Genomic DNA, 24,887 nt, shown 5'->3' on the forward strand with positions numbered 1-24,887 from the left:
AAGAAGGAACGGAACGATGGACGAACTCAACGGGCGCATCCTCGGTCTGCAGATTCTGCTGACGGGCGTGATCGCTCGATTGGCGGGCGAGGAGCGCGACCCGGTCGGGTTTCTCACATCCTTCCGCGATGAGATCCGCGCCGTGACCAACGGCATCCGGATCACCGGCGCGACGGACGAGCGGGTCGTCCGCGCGACGGCCCTGCACGCCATCGATGAACTCTTCTCGCTGATGAAGCCGCCGAGCCAGGACTGATCCCACCGGGCGCAGGGCCGCGCGCCCCTGCGACCCCCGTTGCGACGGATGAGGTCGGGTCCGTCATCCCCAGGTCAGGGCAATACCTGAGCCCTGTGGCCGCAGGGCAACTGCGGGACGGCGCCGCCCGGCATCCGCGATAAATGCGCCGGCCTCCCTCGCGGCATCCGATAGATCGTTGTTCTCGTTCGATATTTTCGGCATCGCAGGCCGGCATGACGCCTGAATTGAAATAATTCCAGTTCTACATTGGATTGATAATAAATAGACACTGCAATTTACACAACCCACGGTAGTAATCTTGTCATTCCAGCATATTGACCGCGGGAATGAATCATATTCTAGCCGTCTCAGAGCCGATCTGCTTGTTGGATCAAACGGCCCGGGGAGCAATTGTCGTGCAGAACCGCATTCATATTCCGCGGTCATTGCGCAATGCTGCGCATAACTATCCATCGAGGCTGGCAGACCCGAAAAACGCAGTCGGTATGGCCTGCGCGATGGCGGTCGGCTCGGTCGGCAGCGCGGATGCGCAGCAGGGGCCGGCATCCGCGTTGCCGCCGGTCAACGTCGACGCGCCCATCGCGCGGCCGCGCCCGCCCGCCCCGAAGGCGAGCCAGGCACAGGTCAAGGCCCGGACCGCCCTCCGGCGCACCGCGCAGGCCCGCCGGGTGACGGCTCCGCCCGTCGCCGCCCCGGCGGCCGGCGCGCCCAGCGCCGCCGCGCTCCCGATCCTCGCGCGCGGCGACATCAGCGGCGACCCCTACGCCAACCCGGCCTCGCCCTATCAGGCGGAACGCCTCGCCTCGCCGCGCTTCACGCAGCCGATCCTCGACACCCCCAAGACCATCACGGTGGTGACGCGGGCGGTCATCGAGGACAAGAACGCCACCAGCCTGCGCGATGTCCTGCGCTCGACGGCGGGCGTGACTCTCGGCTCCGGCGAGGGCGGCAACGCCTTCGGCGACCGCTTCTTCATCCGCGGCTTCGATGCGCGCAACGACGTCTTCATCGACGGCATCCGCGATCCCTCGGTCAGCATCCGGGAGAACTTCTTCACCGAGCAGATCGAGATCCTGCGCGGGCCGGCCTCGACCTTCGCCGGGCGCGGCACGGCGGGCGGCGCCCTCAACATCGTCACCAAGGAAGCCACCACCGCGGGGAACTTCTACAAGTCCGAGGAGCAGTTCGGCACCGACAACAGGCGCCGCCTCACCTTCGACGTCAACCAGGTCATCAGCCCGGCCCTGGCGATCCGTCTCGGCGGTCTCTACCAGGACTCGAACGTCGCGGGCCGCAGATACGTGACCGACGACCGCGACGGCGGCGCGATCGCCATCACGCTGAAGCCCGCCGACGACTGGAAGTTCACCGCCAACTACATCCACACGGCGCTCAGCGGGCTGCCGGATTTCGGCGTGCCCTTCAACGTCCAGGCGCGCCGTCCCTTCACGGAGAGCATCGTCCCGCGCAACACCTATTACGGCTTCGTCAACCGCGACTTCAACCGCGTCCAGCAGGACACCGGCACGCTCACGGCCGAGTGGACGCCCGCCGACTGGGTCACGGTACGCAACCGGTTCCGCGCCGCGCATTCGGTGCTCGATTATGTCGGCACCCTACCGGAAAACCCGGTGTTCCCGGGCAACGGCAATCTCTTCGGCACCACGCTCAACCTCAATCCGCAGAGCCGCTACCAGACGGTCGACGTGACCGCCAACGTCACGGACGCCACGTTCCGGTTCTACACGGGCCCGATCAAGCACGACCTCGTGCTCGGCACCGAGTTCAGCCGCGAGCAGGTCAGCCGCCAGGGCTATACCGGCCTCACCTCGGAGCTGTTCTCCGCCAACTTCAACGGGACCGGCAGCTTCCTGGGCGTCAACATCCTCAACCCGCCCAACCTGCTGCAATTCTCGACGCTTCCGCGCAAGGCCGGCAACCCGACCGTCGTCCCGGTCGATACCAAGGCCGGCTATCTCATCGAGACGATGAACTTCGATGATCTCGTCCTGCTCAACGGCGGCGTGCGCTTCGACGATTACACGATCAGCTCATCCAACAACACCGGATCCGTCTCCGCGCATTCCGGCAACCTGAACTACAATATCGGCCTGACCCTCAAGCCGTTGCCGAACGCGAGCGTCTACGTGGCGCACGCGACGTCGTCGAACCCGGTGGGCGCCGAGCTCGATGCCTCCAGCTCCCTCTATGGCGGCCTCAACCCGACCTTCGCGGGCAACCAGATCCTGCCCCCGGAGCAGAACACCGCCGACGAGATCGGCGTCAAGACCGAGCTGTTCGACCGCCGCCTGCTGGCCACGGCCGCCCTGTTCAACACCACGAAGGCGAATGCGCGCGAGACGATCGGCAGCGGCAACGCCGCGGTGATCACCGCGTCCGGCGCCTACCGGGTTCAGGGCATCGACCTCGAACTGGCCGGGAAGGTCACCGACAAGCTCAGCCTCTTCGGCGGCTACGTCATCATGGACACGCGGGTGACGCGATCGGCCAACCCGGCCGTGATCGGCAACCGCCTGGCCAACATCGCCAACCGCTCCTTCAGCATGCTGGCGAAGTACAAGCTCACCCCGTGGCTCGAACTCGGCGCCCAGGCCGTGAACAACTCGCGCGTCGCGGGCGGGACCCTCGCGGCCAACGCCAACGTGCTGCCGTCCTACTGGCGCTTCGACGCCTTCCTGGAAGCGAAGGTCAACGAGAGCCTGACGGTGAAGCTCTACGGCTCCAACCTGACGGACCGGCGCATCTACGACGCCCTCTACCAGAGCAACGCGCCGTTCACCCTCGTCCAGCCGGGCCGGACGATCACCCTCATCGCTCAGACCCGGTTCTGAGCGATGCTGGTCTGCATCCCGGAGGTGTTGAGCAAGGCGGAGGTCGCTGACTTCCGGGCGGTGATGGACGGGGCGGCGTGGGAGGACGGCCGCTCGACGGCCGGCGCCCAATCCGCCCTCGTCAAGCGCAACGAGCAATTGCCCCCGGACGGCGAGGTGGCGCGCCGCCTCGGCGGCCGGATCGTCCAGGCGCTGCTCGCCAACCCCCTGTTCGTCGCGGCCGCGATCCCGCTCCAGATCTTCCCGCCGCTGTTCAACCGCTACGGCGCGGGCCACCATTTCGGCGTCCATGTCGACAACGCGGTGCGGGGCGATCCGGCGACCGGCCTGCGCATCCGCACCGACCTGTCGGTGACGCTGTTCCTGGCGGAACCCGACGAGTATGACGGCGGCGAGTTGGTCGCCGAGGATTATTACGGCTCGCACACGGTCAAGCTGCCGGCGGGCGACCTCGTGCTCTACCCGGCCTCCAGCCTCCACATGGTGACGCCGGTGACGCGCGGGACGCGGGTCGCCTCGTTCTTCTGGCTGCAGAGCATGATCCGCAGCCCGCAGACGCGCAGCCTGATCTACGATCTCGATGCGACGATCCAGGCGCTCGTGCCCACGCTCGGCCGCGACCACCCCGAGGTGGTCCGGCTCACGGGCATCTACCACAACATGATCCGGACCTGGGCCGAGCTATGACCCGATTGCGACGGCCCTTCCTCGCCGCCCTTGTCCTCCTCCTGGCCGCGCTCGCGGCCCGGACGGGGGCGCCGCGGGCCGAACCGGCCGAGCCGAGGCCGACCGAGGTCACCGCCCCGGCGCCGCCGCAAGCGCGGAGCCCGGAGCCCGCCGATCCGGCGGCGGCCCCGCCGAGCGCGGTCCAGGCGGCGACGCGGGCGATCAGCGCGGGCGGGCACGACCTGTCGCCCTGGACGATGTTCCTGAACGCCGACCTCCTGGTGAAGGCCGTGATGACCGGGCTGGCGCTCGCCTCGGTCCTCACCTGGACGATCCTGCTCGCCAAGTCGATCGAGCTCGGCCTCGCCAGGCGGGCGCTCGGGCGGGCGCTGGCGCGCCTCGGCGGTGCGGCGACATTGGCCGAGGCCGGACAGGCGCTCGGGCGGGGGCGGAGCGTGGCCGACCGGCTTGTCGCGGCCGCCACCGACGAGATGCGGATCTCGGAGGGCACGCCGGAGGGGGTCAAGGAGCGGGCCGCCTCGCGCTGCGCGGAGCTCGTCAAGGCCGAGGGCCGGGTCGTCCGGCGCGGGATGGGCGCGCTCGCGACGATCGGGGCGATCTCGCCGTTCGTCGGCCTGTTCGGCACCGTCTGGGGCATCATGAACAGCTTCATCGGCATCTCGAAGGCGCAGACCACCAATCTCGCCGTCGTGGCCCCGGGCATCGCCGAGGCGCTGCTCGCCACCGCCATCGGCCTCGCGGCCGCGATCCCGGCGGTCATCGTCTACAACCACTTCGCCCGGGCGACGCGCGCCTATGGCGACCTCGTGCAGCGGGCCGCGGGCGCCGCATTGCGCCTGCTGTCGCGGGATCTCGACCGAGGCGCGTATCGCCGGCCGGTATCGCTGCCCCGCGCGGCCGAGTGAGCGGGAGCGCGCGCGATGGCGATGGCCCTGGGCGGCAGCGAGGATGACGACGACGAGTTCGGCGAGGCGCACGAGATCAACGTGACGCCGTTCATCGACGTGATGCTGGTGCTGCTGATCATCTTCATGATCGCCGCGCCGCTCTCCACCGTCGACCTTCCGATCGATCTGCCCTCCTCGTCGGCGGTCCCGCAGAAGAAGCCGGACAAGCCGACCTACGTGACGATCAAGGCCGACCTCGCGGTCGCGATCGGGGAGACCCCGGTCAGGCGGGTCGATCTCGCCCGGACGCTCGACGCGCAGGCGGATCCGAGCCGGGACCGACGCATCTTCCTGCGGGCCGACCGCGCCGTCCCGTACGGCGAGCTGATGGAGGTGCTGGAGATCCTGCGGGCCGGCGGCTACCTCAAGGTCGCCCTCGTGGCGCTCGAAGGACCGCCCGGCGAGGCTGTACGCGGCGCGCAGGCCCTGCCGCCCGTGAAACCATGACCGGCGCCGACGCGCGCGCGGCCGAAATCGTTCCCGTGGGGCCGGCCGGCCTGGCCTGGCCGCTCTGGATCGCCGCGGCCGCCCTGGTCCTCCTGCTGCACGCGGGCGGTCTCGTCCTGGCCATCGATGATGAGTCGCCCGAGGAGGCCGACGCGCTCGGCGCGACGGCGCTGGAGATCGGGCTCGACATGACGGCGCCGCGGCGCGAGCCCACGGATCTGCCGCCGGGCCCGGAAGCGGACGATGCCGCCGCTTCGCCGGCCGTCGTCCAGCAGAAGGCCGTGGCGGATCCGACCGAGCTGCCGAAGGCGGTTCCGACCGAGACGGAGGATCCGGACCGGATCGTCGCGCCCGAGGCGACGCGCACGCCGCGCGAGGAGGAGCCCAAGGTCAAGGCGGTCGAAGCGAATCCGTCGGCGGAATCGGTCGCCTCGGAGGCCGCGGCCACACCCACCTCCGAGACGATGAAGGAGGCTGCGCGCTCGACCGCCCCCGTCCTGGGGACCGGCGCGAGCGCGCAGCGCGTGCGGACCACCTGGCAGAGGCAGCTCCTGGCTCACCTCGACCGGAACAAGCGCTATCCGGGCGGCGCCAAGCACGTGACCGGACAGGTAACGCTGTCCTTCGTGCTCGACCGGCTGGGGCATGTCGTCTCCGCGACGGTGCTGCAGGGCTCGGGCGACCCAGGCCTCGACGGCGCTGCCCTGGCGATGATGAAGCGCTCCGACCCCGTGCCCCAGCCGCCCCCCCTCGTGGCGGACGAGGGGCTGACCTTCACGATCCCGGTGGTGTTCCGATCGAAACAAAGGTGAGGCCGAGGCCTGCCGGGGCCATGGCCGATCTCAGAACGCCAGCCGCATGCCGCCGACGAAGTTGCGCGGGGCGCCCGCGAAGATCGAGCCGCTGGTGGTGGCCAGGACGCTCGCGCCGTTCTGCAGGCCAGTGCTCGCGCTGATCGAGTTCGCGAGGTTCTGCGCCGAGGCCACGTAGGTCTTGTCGAAGATGTTCCGCGCTTCGAAGAACAGGTTCAGCCGCTTGGCGTAGCCGACGAGCTCCGTCGTGTAGTGGAGATTCAGGTTCACGATGGCGTAGCCCGGCGCCTTCAACAGGTTGGCGTTGTCGATGAAGAAATCGTCCTGGAACACCGTTTCGACGTATCCGCCGAGGCCCGCCAGGGGGCCGGTGGCCTGCTCGTAGCCGATCCGCGCGAGAAGCTGGTTGGCCGGCACGCCCGGGATGTGGTTGCCGGCCCGGTTGAACGCGCGGGTCAGGCTGCCGTTGCTGAGCTGCTCCACGTATCGGGTGTAGATCTGGTCGTCGAAGGTGTAGGCGGCGGTCGCCCGCCAGCCCGGCGCGAAGGCCCAATCCGCCCCGACCTCGACGCCGCGATGCTCGGAGGCCGGCGCGTTGAAGGTGTAGCTCAGGAGGCCGGCGCCGGGCGATTGCGTGACGAGCTCGTTGCGGAAGAACTCGTAGAAGCCGGTCACGCTGAAGCGCACCCCGGGCAGCGGGGTCCAGTCGGCCCCGACGTCGAAGCCCAGATTCTCCTGCGTCTGCAGCTGCCCGTTATTGCCCGGCACGCCCGCCGACGTGACCGTGAGGTTCGAGGCCGAGGGCGTGGCGTAGCCGGTCGCCACGCGGCCCCGGAACTGCCAGGCGGCATCGGGCCGGTAGAGCAGCGAGAGCTCCGGCGCGACGTTGAGGAAGCTGCGGTCGATATTGGCGAGCGTGGTGGTGACGCCGCCGGCCGCCGGGAATCCGTAGGTGATGTTGCGGCCCTGGATTGTCGTGTTCTCGGCGCTGATGCCCGCTACCGCGATCCATTGCTCGGTGAGTTGCAGCTCGACGCGGGCGCGCCCGCCGAGGTTGGCCTGCGTCGCCTCGAGGTTGGCGGTCAGCGCGCCGAGCCGCGCGCCACCGTAGGGGGCGCGGTTATAGGTCAGGCTGTTGCTGTCGAGGGTGTTGTAAGCGAGCGCGACGTAGCCGGTCGCCGGCAGGCCGAACAGGTCGCCGCGCCGGGTCACGTCGGTGAGGACGTTGAAGCCCGGAAAGTCGCCGCGGGCGGAGCTGGTATAGAAGGGCTGGTTGATCTGCCGATCGTCGAACACGAGCTGCGTGCGCCAGGTCGTGAAGGCGTCGAAATCGTGCTCCCAGCGCCCGCCCACGATGGTGCGCCGGTCGCCGCGCAGGAAGGCGCCCTCGTCGGCCGTGACCGGCACGGTGGCGCCGTTCCGGCCGTTGAGGAGCAGGCTGTTGAGCACGCAGCCGGGTGCGGCCGAGGCGGCCGAGGCGCAGCCGCGCTGGAACGGGTTGAGGTAGAACTGGTTGAGCGAGCTGCGGCCCGGCAGCTCGGCGAAGACCTGGTTGTTGATGATCTTCAGCGTGAAGCGGTCATCCGGCGTCGGCGCGTAGGTGCCCAGGAAGTTGATGGTCTGGGTGTTGAACGAGTTGTGGCTGAGGAAGCCGTTGCCGCGCGTGTCGCTGGTGAACAGGCTGTACTCGAAGGGCCCGCTGACCCCGCCGAAGGTGGCGTAATTGTTGAGGTAGCCGAAGCTGCCGGCATCGACGCCGTACTCGACGCCGTTGATCTCCGAGCCGCGCCGGGTGACGAAGTTCAGCGCGCCGCCCGTCGCGTAATTGCCGAAGAACGGCGATTGCGGCCCCCGGAACACGTCGATGCGGGAATAGGCGCGCGGGTCGACGAGGTCGAAGCGCGAGGAGCCGTCGGCCTGGGTCACGGGGAAGCCGTCCTCCAGCACGATGAAGTTGCGCGACACGCCGGTGGCGCGGGCATTGTTGCCGCGGATCGAGACCACGATGTCGCGCGGCCCGTTGCCCTGCCGCACGGTCACGCCGGGGCTGTTGCGCAGGATGTCGGCGACGGTCGTGGCGGCGCGATTGTCGATGACGCCCTCGCGCCCGATCGAGGTGACGACCTCGCCGACGGGCTTGTCCAGCGGCGTCGGGGCGGCGACGGGCGGCAGGCCGGCCCGCGCCGCGCCGGAGGCGGAAATCGGCGTGCCCCCGGGGGCGCCGTTGCCCTCCGAGGTGACGGAGATCTCCTCCAGGGCGACGCTCTGGTTGCCGCCCTGGGCCTGGGCGGCGGCAATGGCCAGCGGGCTGGCGGCTAGGCACAGGCTCAAGGCTCGGATCCGGAGGCCGTGACGGCAATGGGACATGACGGTGACTCGCCGGATGGGTGCAGGCGGGCGCGGCCGCTGCGACCGGGAAGGGGATGGGTGCGGGAACGGGGCGCGTTCGGCCCCGGGCCGCGCGGTCAGCCGGCCGGGCGCGGGCGCAAGGTCTGAAGGGCGAGGTCGAGGAGGACCATGCCCAGGATGACGAGGCCGGTCAGCGGGAACAGCGCGCCGAGACCGAGCACGAGTCCCGTCACCGTCGCGGCGACGCGCCGGTTCCGCGGCCAGGGCGGCACGCCGAGGCGCCCGGCCGGGCGGCGCTTCCACCACATCACCGCGGCCGTGACCGAGAGCAGGAGGGTGGCGAGGCAGAAGGCCAGCATCGCGAGCTGGTTGATCCGGCCCCAATGCTCGCCCTTGTGGATGCCGATGCCGTACTGGACCGCCCGGGCGACACCGCCGAGGTCGCCGAAGCGCACGTCGACGAGGGGCTTGCCGGTATATTGGTCGAGCGAGATCATCCGCTGTCCGGCGACGTCCTTCGGATAGGCCGCCGCCGCGTAGACGCCGGCCTCGCCGACGGGCAGGGAGATCTCGAAGCCCGGCGGCATCCCGAGGCCGCGCAGGATCTCGACCGCGCGCGCGAGCCCGATGGCGGCCGCCGTGCTCGGCCGCGAGACCGGGACGGGCGCATCCACCATCGCCCACCCGGTGGTGGTCAGCATCTCCCGCATCGGCAGGTTCGAGACCGGCTTGCTGGCCCAGAGCGCGCGCGGCTGCCCGAGGCCGGCCTCGTTCGACCAAGTCCGCAGGTGCTGGCCCCACCAGACCGACCAGGGCAGGCCGGTCGAGGCGAGGAAGAGGAGGCCGGCCCCGGCCATCAGGCCCGTGACCGCGTGGAGATCGCGCCACCAGATCCGCCGGCGCGGCGTGCCGCGCACGCTCACGACGCCGCCGCCCTGCTGGCGCGGCCACCAGAGGTAGGTTCCGGTGACCACCAGGATGATGGCGAAGCCGGCGACGACCTCGATGACGCCGTTCGCGATCGGCCCGAAATACGCGAGGCTGTGCAGGCGCCGCACCACCATCATGAACTCGCCGTCGCGGTCGACCCGGTCGAGCACGTCGCCGTTATACGGGTTCAGGTAGACGAGGATCCTGCGCGGCCCCTCGGCCATCGTCACCACGGCCGCGGCGGTCGCGTCGGCCGGGTCGGCCAGCGAGACCGGCACGGCGCTCGGCACGGCCTCGGAGGCGTTGAACAGCAGCACATCCGGGCTGAGGGGCCGGCTGGCCTCACGCGCCACAATCGTCCGGTCGGCGAAGGCCGTGGGGTTGATCTCGTCCTTGAACAGGTAGAGCGAGCCGGTGACGGAGAGCAGGATCAGGAAGAGCAGGCAGAGCAGGCCGGCATAGAAGTGCCAGCGCCAGACGGCGCGGTAGACGGCGTCCTGCGCCGGGCGCGCGACCGCGACGGCGCCGAACGCCGTCGCGTCGCCCTGGAGGGAGTGAGACATGGGGGAGGTCCGGGTCTGAGCGATCGGAAAGGCGGATCGATCAGACGATGGGCGGACCTCGTGGGCTGACGGATTGCCCGGGCGGCGCCCGCGCCTGGACCGGTCCGGCGTCGCGCCACAGGAATGAGGCCACCCGGATGGGGACCCATTGCACGCTCGCGGACGTGGACAGGAGCGGGTCGAGGACCTTCGCGGCCTGCGCGGCCGTGCAGCAGGCGTGATGGTGACAGGCCGGCCCATGGCGGTCCGGCAGGCTCGAACCGTCATGCTCGGCGCAGATCACGCCACCGACCGGCACGGGCGTCACCGGGGCAAGGCCGCCGAGAAAGGCCTGCAGCAACAGCGCGTAGAGCGCGACCACCCCGATGATCGCGCGGCCTTGAACCGTCCGAGGCAGGCACCCGCGCATCCTCGCACTTAAGGTTCAGCGAAACGTTCGGTCAATCCATCGAGAGTTGTTTCCCGGCTGCGGGATCCGAGAGGAGCCCTGGGCGTGGCATTCAGGAGACCATCGCGGGGGTGAAGGCCGCGTCTCCCGGAATCCAGGAGCGTACGAGCTGAGCCTCGCGATCCGCGAGCGGCGAGCCCCCATCGTCCACGCCAAGCCGATGGCCTTCGGGCTGAAGAGCCTCCGGGCGGCGGGCATGCCGGAGCGAGCCCGGGCGCCGTCAATCCGGCGGCGCCCTCCCGGCCGCTAGGCCGGGATGCAGAGGGCGCGTGCGGCAGCACTCGGGGGCGTCCGGGGCCGCGGCATCCTCGTGGCGGGACAAGGCGGCGGATCATCGTCATCGTTCCGGCGTCCGGGGCGTCGGAAACCGCGCAGGGTCGAGAACCGGTGCGGGCGGCGCCGAGGCAAGGCCCGCGTGGCCGGACACGCGTTTGGCGAGCCAAGGGAATCCCGGTCGAGCTCGACCAGGGCGGCCAGCACGGCATCGACGCAGACCGGCTCGGCCTTGCACCCGATCAGGCAGCGCAAGGCGGGTCCGTTTTCAAGGGCGCAGGCGTCCGAGGCCCAGGACGCCAGGATCGTGCGCTTCTCCGCTCGGGACAGCAGGGGGTGCGCCAGCACCTCCCGCGGATGGCGGAACACGTCGCCGGGCGCGACGAGCGCCTGCCACGCCTCGAACGAGGCCGGTCGTGTGGCGGGCGGGTTCATGGGGCCGGTATGGGAAAGGTGCGTCTCCATCATCGACACGGATCATCCTCCCTGAAAGCGCGCGGCAGGGCATGAGAAGGGGTGTCCCTCGCGGGCCGCGAGGCCCCTGAAGGGTGTCGGGTCAGCAGCCGGTTGCGTGCGGGCTCAGGCGGCCTTGGCCTCGCCCTCGATCTGGACAGGCCCGTGATCCTGCCCGCCGCCGGCCCGTGCGCCCGCGACCGCGATGCGGCGCGGCTTCAGGGCCTCGGGCACTTCGCGCTTGAGTTCGACGGTCAGCAGGCCGTTCTCCAGCGCGGCGCCCACGACCTTCACGTGGTCGGCGAGGTTGAAGGTCTGGCGGAAGGTCCGCGCCGCGATCCCGCGATGCAGGTACTGGCGCTCACCCTCCTGGCCCCTCCGCTGGCCGGTGATCAGGAGCGCGGTGTCGTGCTGGGTGAGTTCGATCTCGTCGGGGGTGAACCCGGCCACCGCCATGCTGATGCGGTACTGGTCGTCGGCCACCTTCTCGATGTTGTAGGGCGGCCAGGTGGCGGAGGGCTCGACCCGGTCAGCCTGCGCGAGCAGGTCGAGAAGCCGGTCGAAGCCGACCGAGGAACGGAACAGGGGGGAAACGTCGTAAGTCCTCATGACCACATCCTCCGTTGAGCAACGTGATGACGAGGGACGCCGGACGGTGAGAGCCGGCGCCCATCTCCGCGAGCCGTTTCGGGCCTCGCACGCGCGTAACGCGCCGGACCGGATCTGGTTCCAGAGCGTCAAACATCCGTTGATGGCGAAGGGGCGGCAGATTGATCGGGCCGCGATCTGAAACGCCCTGAGGGCTGGAACGGACTGGGTTTCGGCCGCGTGTAGGTCCGCCCTCTCTCCTCGTCCAGGGCCGGTCCACCCGAGCCTGGATCCGGCGCAGGCTGACGCGACAGCGGGGCGTTGCCGGGTGCCTACAATGCCGAGGTTCACTGCTGGATCGAGGCCCGCGCGATGTCCAGGCCCGCGCGATGTCCAAGCCCGCGCGATGTCCAGGCCCGCGAATGTGGGCGGGCTTGGTGGGTCCCCGCGCCCGAGCCCGGCGGTCCGGAATCAGGCCGACTTCCTCGGCGCCGATCACGTCGCACGCCGCATGACGATTCTGATTGGTCTCACGCGTCCGGCGGCCATCGCCAACGCAAGCTCCGCCGGGTCCTTCGATTGCCCGCAAACCCGTGCCATCGAGAAGCCAGGACCGAACATCGAGGAGAGGGCTGGCAGCCCCAGAAACGAAAAAACCCTGCATCTGCAGGGTTTTACAGGGCCGAGTGGCGGAGACGGAGTCCGTGGCGGATCACGCTAGAGCCGTCCATTTCACGCGATTAAGCCTCTGCAACTACTCATGTTTTGGCATTCTGGTCCTCCAGAGCCATCCACCCTGCGCTCCCGCCTTCTGGGGGCTGCTGGGGGGACTGGCGGGGGGACCGAACCAGGAAGACGACATGGGTAAGCTGACTGCGAAGCTGATTGAGAATCTGAAGGAGCCGGGCAAATACGAGGACGGTGACGGCCTCCGCCTGGTGGTTGGGAAAGGGGCCAGCCGAAAGTGGGTGCTGCGGTATCGCTTCGGCCAGCAACGTCGCGAGATGGGCTTGGGGTCGTATCCTGCCGTCAGCCTCAAAGCCGCCAGGGACGCCTCGGCTGCGCTGCGGGCACAACTGGTCCAACGGGTCGACCCATTGGCCGCCAAGCAGGCTGAGGAAGAGGCGCAGCGGCTCGTTGTGGCCAAGACGTGGACCTTTGAGGAATGCGCCAAGGAGTACATCTCGGCGCACAGCTTGGGGTGGAAGAACGAGAAGCATCGGCAGCAGTGGCCGAACACGCTGGCGACCTATGCCTACCCGGTGATCGGCTCGAAGCCCGTCCAGGAGGTGACCACGGCCGACGTGCTGGCCATCCTGAAGCCGATCTGGATGAGCAAGACCGAGACCGCTTCACGCGTCCGCAACCGGATCGAGTTGGTGCTCGATGCCGCCAAGGCTCAGGGATACCGCTCGGGTGAGAACCCAGCCCTCTGGCGTGGTCACCTCGACAAGCTGCTACCACGGCGCTCCAAGGCCCGCGCAGTCACTCACAGGCCGGCTATGCCTTGGGATGAGGTACCGGCGTTCGTGCGCCTGCTGGAGACCAAGCGTAGCGGTGCCGCGAGGGCGCTACGGTTCACTATCCTCACCGCCCGCCGCTCGACGGAGGTGTTGCACGCCACCTGGTCGGAGTTCGACCTGAAGGCTCGTGTCTGGACGATACCGGGTCAGCGCATGAAGGCGGGCAAGCCGCATCGGGTACCGCTTACCGAAGCGATGCTCGCCGTGCTGGAGCTGCAGCGCGGTCATGACGATGTCTGGGTGTTCCCCGGCTGGCGTCTGGGTCGGCCATTCAGCAACATGGCCATGGTCAAGGTCATGCGTGACGCCGCCCTCGGCCATTTTGTGCCGCACGGTTTCCGGAGCACCTTCCGGGATTGGGCAGCTGAGTGCACCCACTTCCCGTCTGAAGTGGTCGAGATGGCTCTGGCCCACACCATCGAGAACCGCGTCGAGGCTGCCTACCGCCGCGGCGACCTGTTCGAGAAGCGGCGGACGCTGATGGAGGTTTGGACCGCGTATTCCACGTCCCATCCGGCGGTGAAAGTCGAGAGAAACCTTATACACGCCGCAGCCTAACTATGCAGCTCCGGCGCACAAACATCACGCGCTAGGCTTAATCCCGGCGGTTCACAGCTCGGACAAGCGTCATATATGGCTTGTTGCGCAAGGCGGCATTGTGAACCTCTGGCCAATTTCTGCCAGAGCGGGCGCGCCACGAGAAATCTTTCAGTGCACGAGCGCAGGGCTGCAGCCCACACAGAGTGCGAACTGCCGGCCCATGGGCTAAGGACAAGCCAAAATGATGTATGTCCGGAAAAGGGGGGTGGGCTTGTCGTACTTCGCCGAGAATTACTCAAAGCTGCGGTTCCCGCTCGCGCACGGTGACGCACCAGGCTTCCGGGATGCACAACGAGGAGCGTTATTCGCTGTTGGTGCTCATTTCAGCCGTCTTTCCGAGCCTGCAATCGTCACTATGCCTACAGGCTCCGGGAAGACAGCAGTGCTACAAGCAAGCGCACTATTGTTGCGCGCTACCCGGGTGCTCGTTCTCACCCCAAGCCGATTAGTCCGCGAGCAGATTGCTGAGGATTTTAAAACTCTCGGCGTCCTCAAGCGACTCGGAGCTGTCCCCGATGATATAGAACTTCCGCGAGTGATGACCGCCGCTAAACGGGTAATCGACGCGGACAGTTGGTCAGAAATGCGCGACTTCGATGTCGTTGTCGCCACCGTTCCGAGTGTGAGTCCGAACCTCAATGAGGTCGCCGCCCCGCCAGCCGACTTATTCGACGTCGTCCTCGTCGACGAAGCTCATCACAGCCCAGCAATAACATGGGCCATGACACTGGGATTTTTTCCAGAGGCAAAGAAGGTCTTATTTACAGCAACGCCGTTTCGCCGGGACGATCGAGAGATCAAAGGCCGCTTTGTTTACACTTACGATTTGAAAAGCGCATACCGTGACCACGTCTTCGGGCATATTGAGTACCAGCCAGTAGATCTATTACCACTTTCTGAGAATGACGAAAACGACGAAGATATTGCAATCGCACGTGCCGCTGAGAAAAAATTTCAAGCTGATCGCTCAGCGGGCTTCACACACCTCCTAATGGTTCGCACAGATAGCCGAGCAAGAGCCGCAGCCCTCGAAAAAATCTACGCAGAAAAAACGGGTCTTAAGCTTAAGCTTGTACACGGCGGACAATCTCTTGGCCATGTCAAGAAGGTGCTCACACGCCTCTCAGAAAACGATCTTGATGGCGTCATTTGTGTGAACATGTTGGGCGAGGGCTTTGACATGCCACGCCTCAAGATAGCAGCCGTCCACGCTCCTCACCGGTCGTTGGCGGTCACACTCCAATTCATCGGGCGCTTCGCACGCACAGCGGGAGAAAATCTCGGCCAGGCTACGTTCATCGCAAGCCGCTCCAGTGTAAAAGTAGAGGCAGAGAAGCTGTATGCAGCCGGCGCCGTATGGGCAGAGATCATTCCAAATCTCAGTGAAGCACGAGTCCAGCGGGAACTTGCTCTAAGGGAAACCTTAGAAAGTTTTGATTCTGAAGCGTCTACGATTGCCGCTCTATCCGACCTTTCTCTTTACACCCTGTCCCCTTACGCCCACGTTAAGATTTTTCGCCTGCGAGAGGAGTTCGATATACGGACCACACCGTCGTTCGGATTCGACAGAGAGCAAGTCTTTGGCAGAATTAGTGAATCGACAAATTCGAGTATCTATGTCACGCGTAAGACAACAAAGGTGCCATGGTCGACGGATGACAGGCTGACCGATGTAAGATTTGACCTGTTTGTCCTCTATTACGACGCGTCAGCAAAATTATTATTTGTCTGTGCGTCAAAAAGGTCAGATGGACTCTATCGCCGCATTGTGCGGGATCTTGTAGGCTATGATCCGAAAATCCTCGGGCTATCATCTCTAAACCGCGCATTGAAGGAACTGCAGAATGCGCGCTTTTACAATGTTGGAATGCGAAATCGGCAACAATCCAGCCTTACCGAATCCTATCGTATGATAACGGGCTCAAGGGCAGATGAAGCAATTCGTCCAGAGGACTCACGTTTGTTTCATCGGGGCCATTGTTTCGGCAGCGCCGTTGAAAACGGAATTGATGTAACAATTGGGCTCAGCAGCGCCTCTAAGATATGGAGCAACACCTCACTTTCGTTGCTCGAACTTCTTACTTGGTGTCAGAGTCTGGCGCGGAAAATTGAAGATAACGGCGCCGCAGTGACGGGCAGCAAACTCGATCTATTGGCAATGGGTGAGCCGGTAGCTCAGATCCCGTCGCGAATTCTGTTCGCTGAATGGGACAAAGATATTTATATAGACCCACCGATGGCCAATTATGCTTTTGGGGAAAAGAACAAGTCCGTCTCTCTCCCCGAATTCGACTTAGTCGTCGAGAGTTCTAATGAGCGTGGTGCTCTCTTACGTCTTGAAGGGCACGGTCTACAAACAAAGATCGTATTTAGCTTGGACCAGGATGCTCACTTTTCATATGCGAGTGGTGACGACCCCACCGTTGAACTTAGCTGGGGTCGCAACAGTGAGGATCTGACAGACTATCTGAATGATAACCCACTGCATTTAATGTTAGATGATTGGTCAAGATTGTGCGGTGAAGAACACTTTGCTTCGCCAAGAGGCGATGTTATTCCTTTCGATGCTTCACGCATAAAGGCAATTGATTGGATTGCCGAGGGTATTGACATAAATCTTGAATTCGCAAAAGACGCCGCCCAGCCAACTTCGATCCAGGGATATCTGACGCGCGCGCTTAACGTAGCGGAGCACGATGTTGTTTACTGGGATCACGGGAGCGGCGAAACAGCTGATTTTGTTACGATTGCTCGGACCACTGATGGTGGTGTTGGGGTTACGTTCTATCACTGTAAGGGATCGAGTGGTTCGGCCGCAGGCAATCGGGTCGACGATGTCTACGAAGTATGTGGGCAGGCTGTTAAGGGAATAATCTGGTGTGATCTTGAGCGCCTCATTGAGCGCCTTTCGGCGCGGTTTGCGCGAGGAACAGGCATGGCGCAGTTCATACGAGGCGACGAGGCAGCAATGAGAGCACTTTCTTCCGCCAGGCCAGTGCGGTTCGAGATGGTCATAGTTCAGCCCGGCATTTCACAGAAGGACCTTGAGCAGAAGCTTGGAGAGGTTCTAGCCGCGGCTGATGCCCACCTAGTGCGTGCTGGGCACTCCGAATTGGGCGTGTGGGCGAACTTTTGAGCGGCAGCGGTGAAATAAGGCTACCTCATGAGAGCGGCTGAAAGCATGCACTTCACGTGATCCCCGGTCACTTCGGCGCTCGCTCGCGCTCGTACGACTCCAGGGCCCTCTCCAGCAACTCGCACAGCATCAGCCCGTCCCTCTCGGCCACATCGCGAAGCCGGTCATCGAACTCGGGCGAGACCCGGGTGCTGAACGGCAGCGTCCGGTTTGTGCGGCGTGCAGAGCGGCCGTCGCGACGCTGGCGAGGCTGTGCCGCATCAGGGACGGAAGCTGGAGCCAGTTCGGGCGCGCTGAGGTTCTCGGACGCCTCGTCGGGGCTTGGGGGGGCTCCCAGAGTGGAGCGCTTCTTCAGGTTGGATAGATCTGCCATGGTGGTCACCCGATTCGGTCAATGAGATTTTGGATCAGGACGTCTGCGCGCTCGCGGAGTCGTGCATACCGCGTCTCGGTGACGGCTTGGCCGAGGTTCTGCGCGTGCCGGTAAGCAGGACGCTCCACAAGACAGCCTGCCAGCACGGCGTAGCCCGCCTGCTCCAGGTAGGCCCGTGCATCAGCCTCCTCGGCGTCGGTCCCGATCCTGTTGAGTGCAAACACCAGCCGCTCCTTGGGGATCCCGGCTTTCACCAGCGCATGGAACTCGCGAACGGCCGGCTTCAGGTCATCCAGCGACGGACCGGTAGGCTGGACTACCAGGTCTGCTGCCCGCGCGATCGCCAAGGTTGCTTCGCTGGTGCGCGCCGGCCCATCCAGGATCAGCACGTCGAACCGATCGGCCACCGCAAGAGCCTGCGCGGCTGTAGCGAAGGCCTCCACGCTGATCCGCGGCTCGATGCCTGCCTGGAGCCTCACCCGGCCCCAATCGAGGCTGGTACCCTGCTGCAGGTCCAGGTCGGCCAGCTTCACCGATAGGCCACCTGCAGCTGCCTCCCGGGCGAACGCTCGGCTCAATGTCGATTTCCCCACACCGCCCTTCTGACTTACAAACGCCACCACTGCAGCCATACGCGTGCGATCTCTTGCATGCTGATAGATTGCAGCAAGCTCTGAGCATGCTGCCGTATACTTGCAGGCTGCCTGCAAGATTGCTGCATGCTACTCAAATTTGATCAACTATTGCAATAAGATGCGCCGCCAGAGTGATTATCTGGCAGCGCCGGAGGTTAGTAGTTGAAGTCGGCCACTGCGCTCCGCCGTTGCAGCGCATACGCTCGGGGAGCCGCACCAGGTGCACGTCGAGGCTGCTGTTTTAGCGCAGTGCTGTCCTCGCAGGCCGGGCACCGAGCCTCGACATGACCAGATAGCTGCCTGGCATGCACCTGGCTCACTCCGCATGCCCGGCAGACGATGCTCTGCGCGCGCCAGGTAGTCTTCAGCGTGTCGTCCTCCTCGTTCGCCGCCTTCAACCAATTGGCCGCTTCATGAACGGTCATGCGCATGGTGGCCGCGCGCGGCTGGGCTGGCACCTCGCCTGGGTGCAGCTCGGCAACCGGCATGTAGGAGAGCAGCCCGTCGTACTCGACCTCCAGGAGCACCTCACCTGCGGCTGTTCGATACTCGAAGCGGTTGGCGTCTGCGTCCCACGCCACCGTGCCGGGCTGCTCATCGTGGAAGCCGAGGGCACCATCGTACTTCTTGATCAGCCGCTTGATCGCCTCGGATTCACTCTGCACGCCGTGCACCAATGCGTAAGTCCGCTCGCCGTTGAGAACGATCCCTACACGCCAGGTGCGCAGAGGCTTGAACGTGATCGGCGCTTTACCCTTGGCGTTCCGGCCGATGCGAGCCTCGCGCTCTCGGTTGTAACAGGAGACGCACACGCCGGCCGAGTGAACGATGCGGAACGCTCCGCGGCCGCACCGAGGGCAGCATGCGGGAGTGTCAGCCGCTCCAATCACTTCACGCGTCGCTCCAGCTGCAGCGGCGGCTTGGCGAAGAATCCTCAGAGGATGCTCCCTACCGCTGTGAACCATTCCAATCGGGCAGAACAGGCAGGAGGAATACCTGCCCTCAGCCTTCTCCCTCTCAGCGATCGCGGCCCGACCGGCACAGTTCGCCGTAGACATGGTTCCGTTGAGCCTTTCGCAGCGGAAGTGCAGCAGGCCAGACACCAGCTCGATGTACTCGACCCCGTCGGCCCGGGGCAGCTCGGCGACGGCGCTCATGCCCGCATCTCCAAGCCAACAAGGTTGAGGGCGATCGCACGAGCCTCGGAGGCGCGCATGAGTGGCGGCTCGTCGCCCTCCAGATCGTAACTGTGCTCGATCTCATCGAGCTGGCTTTCCAGATCAGCCAGAGCCACAACGGGGCGGGTCAGCGCAGGGGATCCCCCGTGCGCCTCGACGTGGATGTTTCCAAGCTCGACCAAGCGCTTCGCTGCGGCCAGGATCCCAGCCTCGACCACGCGCCCCTGCGTCTGCCCATGAGTGACAGCCAGAGAGCGCATGAGCTGCGCGGATTTATTGCTGATGTTGACGGTGACCTGGACCTGCCCTTGAGTGGCCAGGCGGTCTCGGTAAGTGGCCTGCTGTGCAGCGCGTGACGGGCGTTTTCGGGTCTTGGACATATCAGCCTCCGCATACGACATGCGAAGGTTGAAGTCACGACTGTCGCGCAACTTGTTACATCACGCGTTGTCACTTGTTACGGGTTAATGCGCAACTTGTTGCGCTGAGGGATCATTCCTCCTGCAACTTGTTGTACTCCCAGGTGCTCTGCACACTGCGTTCCTGCTCCCATTTCTCGATTTCGCTCTCCTCGTACACGACCCGGCCACCGATCTTGGTGAAGCGCGGTCCTTTCCCAACGGATCGCCAGTTCGCCAGAGTGCGGGGGCTGATGGTGTTGCTCCAGCGGGCAGAGAGTTGGGCAGGCGTCAGAAACTTGCGTGACATCGCGGATCTCCAGCGGACCTGTCGAGTAGGTCCGTGAGTCGCGTCCAGCGTCCTTTTCACCACCTTGCAAGTGCTACAGCGAAGAAATCTGCAGCCAGTCTGGTGGTCAATAATGAAAAATGGAGTCAAGCAAAGGACTTAGCTGTGAGAAAAAATGAGTTCGGGCGCACTATCCACAGGGCTGCTCTTGGCGTGATCCTCAGCTACTTCGTGGTAACGGGCGGGAATGCGGCTGATGCTGGGAGTTGTTACGGAGTCAGCGATGCCGATGCGCGCGCCTACTGCTTGGCCAGGGCGCACCGGGAGCCCAGCGGGTGCTACGCGATCCAGGACAGCGGCATGCGGTCGAGCTGCCTGGCCGAGGTGAGGAAATGAAAGCGCCCCCGCACCGGTCGAGCGGCACGAGGGCGTAAGATCACCAGTAGTACAGGTGCGGCTTGCGGGCGAGTTCGAACACCAAACTGTCGGCGTCGGCGCCCAGCAGCACCTTGCGGCAAGCCAGGGCATCACGGCGCCGAGCTGGCCGTGTCTGCATGAGGTTTCGCCACAGCCAAGGCGCTTTGTGCATGTACGGCACCCCGTGGCGTCGCCGGCTTCTCAGCCGCCCACAGGGCAAGCGATCGCGAGCGTTCTTGTAGCTCAACTTCGTCTCCAAACGGCAGAAGGCCGTTTAGAAGATGTCCTGGTCCAGGTAGTGCATGTGGTGTCCTCCGCCGCCGGATGTATCGCCACCTGGTGCGCTCAGCAAGACTGCGCCCGACCTGCGCCCGAGACCAATCCCGAAAAAATTTTATGTCAGTAGTTCCGACGTTTACCCACGACTGACGACCAGATTGAACATCTGCGTGTCTACCAGCGTCTTGCGGCGCGCGTCTGGCATCGTCAAACATCATTCCACGCCACGGAACACACGGCGGACTCACCTCAGCAACCGGAGCACCACCACAATGCAGGCAGGCAAGATCTTCTTCACGGCCAACGAGCTGATGAAGCGGTGGGAGAGTCGCGTTTCGGTCAGGACCATGGCTAACTGGCGCTCACAGTCGACTGGGCCGAAGTACGTGAAAATCGGCGGTCGAATCGTTTACCCGGTCGAGGCGGTGATCGAATGGGAGGAAGCGAGAACGGTCGCCGGCACGAACCAGTACCGGCGATAAGGATGATCAGACCCGCTTCAGGGCCGGCTTCGGTGGCCACACAGTGGCATCGCTTACGCCAGCCTTGAACAGTCGGCAGATTAGGAGGCGATAGGTCCGCCACTCCGTCAGGTGGCTGGCCTGATCAGCGCTACCAGCGCCCAGCGCGATCAGATCTTCCAAGGCGTTGATCTCCACGGTGGCCTCCAGCAGCTTGGCGTTGAGCAGCTGAATAGCGCCGTCGCCGATCGTGCGCACCACGCTCACGCTGACGGTCTGGTCAGCAGCCAAACCTTCGGGACGGAGCACCAGTGACTGCACCATTAAGTTGGACAGAATGGCCGGGTAGGGTCTCGCCAAGTTGATGATCACAGGCAGGCCGCGCTCATCGACGAAGGCCTTCGGAGTGCTCAGGCCGGGCGTCACAAACAACACGGACAAGGTACCGGTGGTCCCGGTGCTCACAGCGTCAATCTGTAGTTCGCAGGGCTCGATGGTCTTGAAGGTGAGTGTTGCATCGCCGGAGGCCTGAGTGATGCCATCCAGCTTGTCGGTGTAGGTGATGTTCATTGTAGCGTCTCAGTGGTAGCGGGCCATTGCGGCCCGCGAACACCCTGATTTTCCAGTCACGTCGATTGGCTTGCACCGGCGCCGTGCTAGACGCCCGATGCTTACCTCGACTGCCCCCCATTCACTTGTGGGCTCCCAATACTCGTCTGGATGTCCGCCACCGCCACCTGCTGGCCCCCAGGATCGCGCAAAGTGAACTCACCGGTCTGGTGAACATGCACGTTGATTTGGTCGCTCCGGGCGGCTTCCAGCTCGCGCTTGCGCTTCTCAATCGCCGGCACATAGTCGGCGTTCTCGGCGCCCCACTTGGACTGGTCGTAACCGCCATGGTAGCTGCGCAGCTTCTTATTGGTGTCGTTCCCGTATTTGCGATCCCGCTCTCCCATGAGCTGGTTGAACATGTAGAACGCATCGTCGGTGTTGGTCGGGTCCAGTTGCCGCCCAGCGCGTTTCGACAGCGATGCCACGTTGTCCGGCATGATCTGGAACATGCCCCGGGCGCCCTTACGGCTCACCGCACCAGAGTCGAACGAGCTTTCCTGCATTATCAGGGCGGCGGTGGTGCCATCCGGGAGCCCGTGCAGTGCATCTGACTGGGCGGCACGCTTCAGCAGGTCGGGCGTAGCGCCGCTCACAGCGTTGGGAAGACTGCCGGAAGTGGCTCCGGCCGAGGTACCAAGATTGCGCTGCGCCGAGCCGTACCTGGAGTTCTCAGCCTTGCGCGCCTCAATCAGCTCCGCATCGGCGGCCTCATAGCGCTCTTTGAGCTGGGTCTGGTTGTCATCGAGGCCCAGTCCAGTGACGCGCTTCGCCCAGGGCGTGGCGTTCTGGTAATCGAGCAGAGCCTCATCCCGCTCCTTGCCTTGCTTTGCGTCGATGGCACTCAGGCGCTTACCGTGCTCGGCATTGAGCACTTCCTTCTCGGGGCCGAGCGGGTCGATGCCGGCCATCTTGAGCACGCCAGCTTGGATCGCGCTGATCATCGGCAGGCCTTCGTTCGCCAAGCGGATCATGGCGTTGCCACCGTCGATCGATGCCTTGCGGGCGATCGACCCGTCCGTGTCCTCCTGGTTCTTGGTGGCGGTGTCCCTGACCATCGCGTCCTTCTGCGCGTCAGTCAGCTTGGTGTCCGCTTCGATCTGGCTAAGCTGGGAGATACCGGTGGAGTTCACCTTGCTCGGGTCGATCCCGAGGCGCCCCAATCGGCCAACAAGGCCCCCGAGCTTCACAGAGCCGGAGGACTGCCATGCGGCGGCCTGCGCGGAGGACAGCCCGAACTGGTTCTTCATCGCGTCGAGCATTAGGTCCGGCCGGCCGGCGTATTGGCGCTCCAGCGCGCCCATCAGGATCTCCATGTTCGTCCTGGTGGACTTCGCCGCCTCCGGTACCTTGACGCCCTTCTTGGCGTAGTAGGAGGCCATGGCTGAGCCTTCGCCGAAGGTGCTCTTGCCGGTGGCGAACAGGCCGCCCTCCAGCTGTGCATTGGCCTGTATCGGGTTCAGGCCCAGCTCCTTCTGCAACTGGCCGACCATGAAGTTCTTGCCAGCCTCGGTGATGCCGCCCTGGCTTACCGCAGCGTCGGCCTTGGCGATCATGTTCGAGGTCGTGCCCGGGGTCATTCCCGGGAGGCCAGATCCCGAGAGCGCGGCGGACTTCGACAGCCAGGCGGAGCCGTCTCCCGCGGCTAGGCTGCGGGTTGCAGTGCTCTCCATGTAGCGGGACAGTCCGGCCATCACGTCGGCCATGCGCGGCAGCTCACCGGCCTTGGCGACGCTCTCGCCAATCAACAAAGCCAGTCGCTTGTTGTCGTCAGCGTTCTTGGTGATGCCCAGCCCACGCATCTGGCCGAAGAAATCGACGCCAGCCGAAGGAGCCAGGCCGAACGAGCGAGAGAACCCGACGCCTACGCCCACCTCGTTCTGCAGGCCGGGCAGGTTTTTGTCCGCGTTTGCCATTGTGGCGTAGCTGCGGGTCAGACCGATGGCCTCGGAATCGGTCAAGCTGAACTCGTCCGCCAGACCGCGGGTGCGGCCTTGCAGATCCTCGAATGAGACGTTGATGTCGCCGAGGGTGCGCTTGAGGGTGTCCAGGCTGATGGCGAGGTCTCGCGCCTCGCCCACGGAGCCGAGCAGGCTGGTGATGGCGCCGGTAACCCCGCCGATCACCGCGCCCGGCCCACCGCCCACCATGCCACCCGCAAGCGCACCGGAGGTCACGCCGCCTGCCAAGCCGCCGACCTGACTCGCGACGCCACCCGCGACGCCAGCAACGGCACTGGCGCCCGCACGGCGCCATGCGCCCCGGGTTGTGCCCGGGGTCGGTTCGTCCTCATCCTCGCCGCTACGGCGAGGACGGCCACCGCTGCCCCCGCCGGGCGTACCATTGCTGCCAGAACCACCGCCGGTGGTGCGCAGCATCTCGGCAGATCCAGGGGAGAGGCGACGCAACAGCGATGCGGCGTGCGAGGCGCGCTGGTTGGGGTCGCTCCAGACCTTGCTCCAGTCGATCGACTCGAAGCCCTTCCCGCCCTGGCCGCCATTCTCCAGTGCACGCTTCAGGCCTGGCCCGAGGCGCATGATCGCCTCGAACTCGGCTCGCATCCGACGCGCGTCGTCGACGGTGGTCTTGGTGATCGGGTTGAACTTGACCTTGCCGGCGGCCTCAGCCACGCGCCCGAGGTCATTCAGCGCGGCCTCGATCTTCTGGATCTGAGCGGTGACGTCCTGCTGGTTCAGCTCAGCGCTGACAGGGATCTTGATGCTCATTCGCGCTCACCTCCCAGCACGGCCAGCAGCATGACAGCCAAATCGTCGGGCAGCTTTTTGCCAGCCGTGAGCTGATGGCAGATGTCACGAGCGTGGGTGCCAGTGATCTTGCCGCCGATCACGGCATCATCAAGCAACGGGCGCAGCTCATTGATGTCCCTCGGGAGCCACTTCTTGGGCTTCTCCTCCGGCTTTGGCGTGCGCGACTTCACGAGGAGAGCCACGCGGGGTTTCTTGGCCTTCGGTTTCAGGCCGAGTGACTTGAGGAGTACGTCGTATTTGCCCATGGCGGGAGCCTCTGGCCGCTCGCACGAGGCGGCGGCCGTATCAATGGTGTCAGTGAGTGGTGGCGTCGGTGCGGGTCATCTCGGCGTGAAGGATTCGAACTTCGTCCCGCATGCGCTGCTCGGTTTCGAGATTGCGGGCCTTCATGATCTCGGCCAGCACCGCCAAAGCGGGCGTCAGTAGTTCGGGCTCGCCATTGGCGGCGCGCTCGATAGCCCTCGACACGAGGAAGGGGGTGGCCGCGTCGATTTCCTTCAAGCAAGCCTGGGTGGCGATCTCTTGCTCCGTCTTTTTCGGGCCACCATTGGGGTTTGCGCAGTTGCCAGGTCCGAATCGGCCACGGTTGTCACGTTTTGCGTTCATGCTGCTG

Annotated in this window: 25 protein-coding genes; 10 read left to right on the plus strand and 15 right to left on the minus strand. The window is 65.2% G+C overall.

Annotation, left to right across the window (positions count from 1 at the left end; genetic code table 11):
- The first annotated feature begins 16 nt into the window (after window positions 1-16).
- From F6X53_RS14800 to F6X53_RS14825, 6 genes are all read left to right on the plus strand, one after another.
- A complete protein-coding gene (locus F6X53_RS14800; protein WP_151001065.1) occupies window positions 17-256 on the plus strand; it encodes a hypothetical protein in 240 nt (79 codons plus the stop codon).
- Between the two features lie 488 nt (window positions 257-744).
- Entirely contained in the window at window positions 745-3,111 is a 2,367-nt protein-coding gene (locus tag F6X53_RS14805) for a TonB-dependent receptor (RefSeq protein WP_244965574.1), read from the plus strand.
- Window positions 3,112-3,114: 3 nt separating this feature from the next.
- Window positions 3,115-3,798, plus strand: coding sequence for a Fe2+-dependent dioxygenase (locus tag F6X53_RS14810; protein ID WP_151000977.1), 684 nt, complete (start codon window positions 3,115-3,117; stop codon window positions 3,796-3,798).
- Entirely contained in the window at window positions 3,795-4,703 is a 909-nt protein-coding gene (gene exbB, locus F6X53_RS14815; RefSeq protein WP_151000978.1) for a tonB-system energizer ExbB, read from the plus strand. The genes F6X53_RS14810 and exbB overlap by 4 nt, the downstream gene beginning before the upstream one ends.
- Before the next feature lie 15 nt (window positions 4,704-4,718).
- On the plus strand, window positions 4,719-5,192 hold the full coding sequence (gene exbD, locus F6X53_RS14820; RefSeq protein WP_151000979.1) for a TonB system transport protein ExbD: 474 nt from the start codon (window positions 4,719-4,721) through the stop codon (window positions 5,190-5,192).
- Complete coding sequence (locus tag F6X53_RS14825; protein WP_151000980.1) at window positions 5,189-6,004, plus strand: energy transducer TonB family protein; 816 nt, start codon at window positions 5,189-5,191, stop codon at window positions 6,002-6,004. Before exbD ends, F6X53_RS14825 begins: the two co-directional genes overlap by 4 nt.
- 30 nt (window positions 6,005-6,034) lie before the next feature.
- Here the strand turns inward: F6X53_RS14825 and F6X53_RS14830 are convergent, their stop codons facing one another.
- From F6X53_RS14830 to F6X53_RS14850, 5 genes are all read right to left on the minus strand, one after another.
- The gene (locus F6X53_RS14830; protein WP_151000981.1) at window positions 6,035-8,371 is read right to left on the minus strand and encodes a TonB-dependent receptor family protein; all 2,337 of its coding nucleotides are present in this window, start codon (window positions 8,369-8,371) and stop codon (window positions 6,035-6,037) included.
- Between the two features lie 98 nt (window positions 8,372-8,469).
- The gene (locus tag F6X53_RS14835; RefSeq protein WP_151000982.1) at window positions 8,470-9,846 is read right to left on the minus strand and encodes a PepSY-associated TM helix domain-containing protein; all 1,377 of its coding nucleotides are present in this window, start codon (window positions 9,844-9,846) and stop codon (window positions 8,470-8,472) included.
- 40 nt (window positions 9,847-9,886) lie between these two features.
- Window positions 9,887-10,207, minus strand: coding sequence for a hypothetical protein (locus tag F6X53_RS14840; RefSeq protein WP_306426576.1), 321 nt, complete (start codon window positions 10,205-10,207; stop codon window positions 9,887-9,889).
- A gap of 333 nt (window positions 10,208-10,540) precedes the next feature.
- Window positions 10,541-11,041 (minus strand): hypothetical protein, encoded by a 501-nt coding sequence (locus tag F6X53_RS14845; protein ID WP_373875833.1) that lies wholly within the window; start codon window positions 11,039-11,041, stop codon window positions 10,541-10,543.
- 105 nt (window positions 11,042-11,146) lie between these two features.
- Window positions 11,147-11,629, minus strand: coding sequence for an Hsp20 family protein (locus tag F6X53_RS14850; RefSeq protein WP_151000984.1), 483 nt, complete (start codon window positions 11,627-11,629; stop codon window positions 11,147-11,149).
- Between F6X53_RS14850 and F6X53_RS14855 the strand changes: the two genes are divergently transcribed.
- From F6X53_RS14855 to F6X53_RS14865, 3 genes are all read left to right on the plus strand, one after another.
- Entirely contained in the window at window positions 11,628-11,810 is a 183-nt protein-coding gene (locus F6X53_RS14855; protein WP_151000985.1) for a hypothetical protein, read from the plus strand. The two genes, F6X53_RS14850 and F6X53_RS14855, sit on opposite strands and share 2 nt — an antisense overlap.
- 658 nt (window positions 11,811-12,468) lie before the next feature.
- Entirely contained in the window at window positions 12,469-13,689 is a 1,221-nt protein-coding gene (locus tag F6X53_RS14860) for a tyrosine-type recombinase/integrase (protein ID WP_151000986.1), read from the plus strand.
- A gap of 223 nt (window positions 13,690-13,912) precedes the next feature.
- Window positions 13,913-16,867 carry a DEAD/DEAH box helicase gene (locus tag F6X53_RS14865; protein ID WP_151000987.1) on the plus strand — a complete coding sequence of 985 codons (2,955 nt, stop codon included), beginning with the start codon at window positions 13,913-13,915 and terminating at the stop codon, window positions 16,865-16,867.
- Between the two features lie 67 nt (window positions 16,868-16,934).
- Here F6X53_RS14865 and F6X53_RS14870 read toward each other — a convergent pair whose 3' ends face one another.
- The 6 genes from F6X53_RS14870 to F6X53_RS14900 form a co-directional block, all read right to left on the minus strand.
- Entirely contained in the window at window positions 16,935-17,240 is a 306-nt protein-coding gene (locus F6X53_RS14870) for a hypothetical protein (RefSeq protein WP_151000988.1), read from the minus strand.
- A 5-nt stretch (window positions 17,241-17,245) separates the two neighbouring features.
- The gene (locus tag F6X53_RS14875; RefSeq protein ID WP_151000989.1) at window positions 17,246-17,872 is read right to left on the minus strand and encodes a ParA family protein; all 627 of its coding nucleotides are present in this window, start codon (window positions 17,870-17,872) and stop codon (window positions 17,246-17,248) included.
- A gap of 158 nt (window positions 17,873-18,030) precedes the next feature.
- Complete coding sequence (locus F6X53_RS14880; RefSeq protein WP_151000990.1) at window positions 18,031-19,032, minus strand: hypothetical protein; 1,002 nt, start codon at window positions 19,030-19,032, stop codon at window positions 18,031-18,033.
- On the minus strand, window positions 19,029-19,433 hold the full coding sequence (locus tag F6X53_RS14885) for a hypothetical protein (RefSeq protein WP_151000991.1): 405 nt from the start codon (window positions 19,431-19,433) through the stop codon (window positions 19,029-19,031). Before F6X53_RS14885 ends, F6X53_RS14880 begins: the two co-directional genes overlap by 4 nt.
- A gap of 112 nt (window positions 19,434-19,545) precedes the next feature.
- Entirely contained in the window at window positions 19,546-19,761 is a 216-nt protein-coding gene (locus tag F6X53_RS14890; RefSeq protein WP_151000992.1) for a helix-turn-helix transcriptional regulator, read from the minus strand.
- A gap of 415 nt (window positions 19,762-20,176) precedes the next feature.
- On the minus strand, window positions 20,177-20,404 hold the full coding sequence (locus tag F6X53_RS14900; protein WP_151000993.1) for a hypothetical protein: 228 nt from the start codon (window positions 20,402-20,404) through the stop codon (window positions 20,177-20,179).
- 304 nt (window positions 20,405-20,708) lie between these two features.
- On the opposite strand from F6X53_RS14900, the gene F6X53_RS14905 reads away from it, so the two are divergent.
- Window positions 20,709-20,918, plus strand: a complete 210-nt coding sequence (locus F6X53_RS14905; RefSeq protein ID WP_151000994.1) for a helix-turn-helix transcriptional regulator — start codon at window positions 20,709-20,711, stop codon at window positions 20,916-20,918.
- A gap of 6 nt (window positions 20,919-20,924) precedes the next feature.
- Here the strand turns inward: F6X53_RS14905 and F6X53_RS14910 are convergent, their stop codons facing one another.
- From F6X53_RS14910 to F6X53_RS14925, 4 genes are all read right to left on the minus strand, one after another.
- Window positions 20,925-21,467, minus strand: coding sequence for a tail fiber assembly protein (locus F6X53_RS14910; RefSeq protein ID WP_151000995.1), 543 nt, complete (start codon window positions 21,465-21,467; stop codon window positions 20,925-20,927).
- A 101-nt stretch (window positions 21,468-21,568) separates the two neighbouring features.
- On the minus strand, window positions 21,569-24,232 hold the full coding sequence (locus F6X53_RS14915) for a lytic transglycosylase domain-containing protein (protein WP_191970844.1): 2,664 nt from the start codon (window positions 24,230-24,232) through the stop codon (window positions 21,569-21,571).
- A complete protein-coding gene (locus tag F6X53_RS14920) occupies window positions 24,229-24,519 on the minus strand; it encodes a hypothetical protein (RefSeq protein ID WP_151000997.1) in 291 nt (96 codons plus the stop codon). Before F6X53_RS14920 ends, F6X53_RS14915 begins: the two co-directional genes overlap by 4 nt.
- 49 nt (window positions 24,520-24,568) lie before the next feature.
- Window positions 24,569-24,880 (minus strand): hypothetical protein, encoded by a 312-nt coding sequence (locus F6X53_RS14925; RefSeq protein ID WP_151000998.1) that lies wholly within the window; start codon window positions 24,878-24,880, stop codon window positions 24,569-24,571.
- Between the last annotated feature and the right edge of the window lie 7 nt (window positions 24,881-24,887).

The organism is Methylobacterium soli, from assembly GCF_008806385.1.
Taxonomy (GTDB): domain Bacteria; phylum Pseudomonadota; class Alphaproteobacteria; order Rhizobiales; family Beijerinckiaceae; genus Methylobacterium; species Methylobacterium soli.